General features: G+C 57.1%; 4 protein-coding genes. 3 read left to right on the forward strand and 1 reads right to left on the reverse strand.

Features of this window, described 5'->3' with window-relative positions; genetic code table 11:
* Positions 1 to 370: 370 nt before the first annotated feature.
* The 3 genes from RBR25_RS17485 (at position 371) to RBR25_RS17495 (ending at position 2,959) form a co-directional block, all read left to right on the forward strand.
* The gene (locus RBR25_RS17485; RefSeq protein ID WP_432820827.1) at positions 371 to 2,188 is read left to right on the forward strand and encodes an SLC13 family permease; all 1,818 of its coding nucleotides are present in this window, start codon (positions 371 to 373) and stop codon (positions 2,186 to 2,188) included.
* Positions 2,189 to 2,414: 226 nt separating this feature from the next.
* Positions 2,415 to 2,744, forward strand: coding sequence for a winged helix-turn-helix domain-containing protein (locus RBR25_RS17490; RefSeq protein WP_432820828.1), 330 nt, complete (start codon positions 2,415 to 2,417; stop codon positions 2,742 to 2,744).
* Positions 2,741 to 2,959, forward strand: a complete 219-nt coding sequence (locus RBR25_RS17495; protein ID WP_432820829.1) for a hypothetical protein — start codon at positions 2,741 to 2,743, stop codon at positions 2,957 to 2,959. Before RBR25_RS17490 ends, RBR25_RS17495 begins: the two co-directional genes overlap by 4 nt.
* A gap of 159 nt (positions 2,960 to 3,118) precedes the next feature.
* Here RBR25_RS17495 and RBR25_RS17500 read toward each other — a convergent pair whose 3' ends face one another.
* Positions 3,119 to 3,439 (reverse strand): hypothetical protein, encoded by a 321-nt coding sequence (locus RBR25_RS17500; protein WP_432820830.1) that lies wholly within the window; start codon positions 3,437 to 3,439, stop codon positions 3,119 to 3,121.
* Between the last annotated feature and the right edge of the window lie 185 nt (positions 3,440 to 3,624).

Here is a 3,624-nt window from a genome sequence, read left to right on the forward strand (position 1 = left end):
CCTCATAACCTCTTGAATTTTTGCGGTTATTTTGCCAAAAGTCAGACACGGAGTAAAGTGGCAACTTCGGCTATATCAAATTATTTCAAGACTTTATGTCGTTTGCTGGTTTTTGCGATGCCATCAAAAAGAAATAGCCCCCCGCGCGCACGCATCGATGAACGCAACCGCCCGTGGTCGGAAATGGCCATGGGCGGTTGTCGTGGCGCAAGTGCCCCCATGTCGGTGACCTTCAGCATAACCGCCAAGGTTTTGCTGCCATGCCAATCCGCCGTTTCCTTTGCCCGGTTTGCCTTGTCAAGGCGCTTCGGGGTAGAGTACGGCGGAAATCATCTCTCATCTCTTCTCCCCTTGCTCCGGGTTGTCCGTCATGAATGCCGAAACACTGTGGGTTCTGGGCCTTCTCGCCCTTTGCATCGCCGCCTTCGTCGCCAACCGTCCGCGCATGGACGCGGTGGCGCTGCTCGCTCTCCTGGCCTTGGTTCTCAGCGGCATCCTCGATGCCAAGGAGGCGTTGGCCGGGTTCAGCGAGCCCAGCGTCATTCTCATCGCCGCTTTTTTCGTCATCGGCGAAAGCCTGGTGCGCACCGGCATCGCCTTGCGGGTCGGCGACTGGCTGGTCGATAAGGCGGGCAAGAGCGAAACCCGGGTGCTGGTGCTGTTGATGCTGGCGGTCGCCGCCCTCGGTTCGGTCATGAGTTCCACCGGCGTCGTCGCGATCTTCATCCCCGTGACCCTGAGCGTCGCCAGTCGTATCGGCGTGAGCCGAAGTCGCCTGATGATGCCCCTGTGCTTCGCCGGTCTCATCAGCGGCATGCTCACCCTGGTCGGCACGCCGCCCAACCTGATCGTCAATGCCGAACTCGGCCGCGCCGGGTACGCGGGCTTTGCCTTCTTCGATTTCACCCCGATGGGGCTGGTCGTGCTCCTCTGCGGCGTCGGTTACATGCTGGCGATGCGGCGCCGGATCGGCGGGCGCAAGGAAGGTGAGGGCGCACCCGAAAAGCGCCGCCGGTTGATGGATCTGGCGCGGGAATATCGGATTCTCGATCGCGTTCATCGCATGCGCATCGAGCCCGACTCGCCGCTGGTGGGACAAACGCTCGGCGAGGTGGAACTGCGCAAGCGCTACCAGGCCAACATCGTCTCCATCGAACGCCAGCGCCAGTTCCGCCGGGTCATGCTGCGGCCCTCCGCCAACCGCGAGCTGCTCGCCGGCGACATTCTCATCATCGATTTTACCTGCGCTCCCATCAGCATCGAGCAGTTCCGGGCCGAACTGGGCCTGAGAGAGAGCGGCTTTCGCGACGACCTGTCACGGGAGTTGGGGATGGCCGAACTGCTGCTTCCCCCCGAATCGATCCTCATCGGCAAGTCGGTGCTCGATCTGCAACTGCGCTCGCAACGGGGAATCACTGTCATGGGGATCCGGCGCAAGGGCGAGCCCCTGGGAGAAAATCTGCTGCGCGAAAAGCTGAAACTGGGGGATACGCTGCTCATTGCCGGCACCTGGAAGTCCATTCGCCTGTTGCGTTCCCAGAGCCACGATTTTTTACTGCTCAACCTGCCCGCCGAGTTCGACGAAGCCGCGCCGGCCCTGCGTCAGGCCCCTTTTGCCCTCATCGGTCTCGCCGCGACCATCGCTTTGATGATCAGCGGTCTGGTTCCCAACGTCATCGCCGCCCTTCTCGGCTGCATGCTGATGGGCGCCTTTCGCTGCATCGACATGGAGAGCGCCTATCGCTCCATCCACTGGCAAAGCCTCATATTGATTGTCGGGATGCTTCCCTTCGCCTTGGCCCTGCAGAAAACCGGGGGGATCGACTTTTTCGTGGCGGCCCTGCTCGACCTCGTCGGCGACGCCGGCCCCCGCATGGTCATGGCGGCACTCTTCCTGCTCACCGCCGTCATCGGCCTCTTCATCTCTAACACCGCCACCGCCGTGCTGATGGCCCCCATCGGCATCGGCACGGCCCTGGAACTCGGGGTCTCCCCCTACCCCTTTGCCATGACGGTGGCGCTGGCCGCTTCCGCCGCCTTCATGACGCCCATCTCTTCGCCGGTCAATACCCTGGTTCTTGGCCCGGGCAATTATCGTTTCATCGATTTTGTGCGTATCGGCGTCCCCTTCACCCTGATCGTGCTGCTGATCTGCGTCCTGCTGCTGCCGCTGCTCTTTCCGCTGTAACCTGGAGCAGTGGGTTCAGTGGTCCTTGCCGGCAAACGAGGACTTCCGACGGCGGTGAAGAAATCACGAAAACCCGCTTCTGTCACCTTGGTCTGCCTCAAAACCGAGCCGGCTCGCTATCGATCTGGAGGAAGAAAATAGCATTGCTCGCGGAGATATCAGAGGTTAGAATGACGCAAAGAGTAAATCAACTGACGGAGTCATTACGTCACTAGCGAGGCCGGAAATGCTTGAAGCTTTATTCGGTACCGTCAACCGGGAAAAGGTTCTGCTCTACATCCTTGCCAGGGAAGAAGGCTACCCGCGCGAGGTGGCCAAGTTCTATGCCGTCGATTTGCGGTCGATCCAAAACCAGTTTGAGAAACTGGAGGGGGGAGGGGTGCTTTATAGTCGTCTGCTCGGAAACACCCGCCTGTATGCCTTCAATCCGCGCTATCCATTCCTGGATGAACTCAAGACGATCCTGGAAAAGGCGCTGGCTTTTTATCCGGAAGAAGAAAAAGACCGGCTGATGATGGGAAGGCGCCGTCCCCGGAGAGCGGGGAAACCTCTATGAAAGCGATAGCTGATATGGGGATGGGGGAGTTGGCGGCTTTCGTCTGCTCTCATCTGCAACGGCGTGGCATTGACGTGGTTCTTACGGGGGGAGGGTGTGTTTGCATCTATGCCGCCGGCAAGTATGTTTCCGACGATCTGGACTTTATCGAAAATCTTTCTTCCGGGAGACGCAAGTTGAAAGCGGCGCTGGCCGAGATCGACTTTCAGGAGTAAGGCCGTTATTTCAGACACCCGGAAACGAGAATTTTCCTTGAGTTTCCCGCCGGCCCCCTGGCCGTTGGCGACGAACCGCCGCAGAGCCTCAAGGTCCTGAGTTACGAGACGGGAACTTTGGTGGCCTTGTCGCCAACGGATCAAGGATCGATTAGCGGCCTACTTGCTGCCCTTGATGGACGCATAGGACTGCAATTTACGAATCACTTCTTTGCAACCACCGTCTGAATCCACAATTTGGCTGAAGAATGCCCAGAACGTGTTCTCTTTGGAGAAAAGCCTTCTGCGACTCATGACACCGGATCTTGCCGGTTTTAGCAGGTTATGAGGGATAAAACGTTCGAAGATTTCACCAACCTGCTTAAACGACTTCTCTTTTAATGCAGCTAACTCAGCAGCAAGTTTCTGTTGTGGTGTGCGTGGTTTACGTCGTAATGTTTGCAGGTGAAATCCGGGGAATATAGGCGTTGAATTCTTCATGGCTTATTATGCCATATTTACCAAATTAATCTGGAATTTCACCATGGTAGAACTCTTAAACTAGTTTCCATCCGGAAAGTCATAAGTGCATGTAATTGCGCCTAAAAGAGTAAATTCGCGCTTGAGTTTTTTGCCTCGACATGGCATTGTTAATCTATAACATGTTGAATTTACGTCTATTTCAA

This window comes from Trichloromonas sp. (genome assembly GCF_034006665.1).
Classification (GTDB): domain Bacteria; phylum Desulfobacterota; class Desulfuromonadia; order Desulfuromonadales; family Trichloromonadaceae; genus Trichloromonas.